Source organism: Psychrobacter sp. A3 (assembly GCF_028823565.1).
Taxonomy (GTDB): domain Bacteria; phylum Pseudomonadota; class Gammaproteobacteria; order Pseudomonadales; family Moraxellaceae; genus Psychrobacter; species Psychrobacter celer.
In genome coordinates this window covers 1-699 of the sequence record NZ_JAPEHS010000176.1, presented here as the reverse complement: position 1 = coordinate 699, position 699 = coordinate 1, and the positions used below count along the sequence as shown (strand labels likewise).

The following is a 699-nucleotide window of genomic DNA, read 5'->3' as shown; positions in this document are numbered from 1 at the left end:
ACCTAAATAGCTTTCGGGGAGAACCAGCTATCACCGAGTTTGATTAGCCTTTCACCCCTATCCACAAGTCATCCCCTGGCTTTTCAACGACAGTGGGTTCGGTCCTCCGGTGCCTGTTACGGCACTTTCAACCTGCTCATGGATAGATCACTCGGTTTCGGGTCTATACCCTGCAACTAGACGCCCTATTAAGACTCGGTTTCCCTACGGCTCCCCTAAACGGTTAACCTTGCTACAGAATATAAGTCGCTGACCCATTATACAAAAGGTACGCGGTCACCCAACAAGTGGGCTCCCACTGCTTGTACGCACACGGTTTCAGGTTCTATTTCACTCCCCTCACAGGGGTTCTTTTCGCCTTTCCCTCACGGTACTGGTTCACTATCGGTCAGTCAGGAGTATTTAGCCTTGGAGGATGGTCCCCCCATCTTCAAACAGGATTTCTCGTGCCCCGCTCTACTTAATATGTTAACGCTAATGTTTCGAATACAGGACTATCACCTACTATGGTCAGCTTTCCCACGCTGTTCTTCTACATTAGCATTAATCGGCTTCTCCCCGTTCGCTCGCCGCTACTAGGGGAATCTCAATTGATGTCTATTCCTAAGGGTACTGAGATGTTTCACTTCCCCTCGTTCGCTTCTTGTACAAGTACAAGATACTTACCTTATGGTAAGTGGGTTTCCCCATTCAGAAATC

General features: G+C 48.5%; 1 rRNA gene. It reads right to left on the bottom strand.

From position 1 onward, the window contains the following. Window positions 1–699 (bottom strand): 23S ribosomal RNA (locus tag NK638_RS12360); the annotation flags it as partial.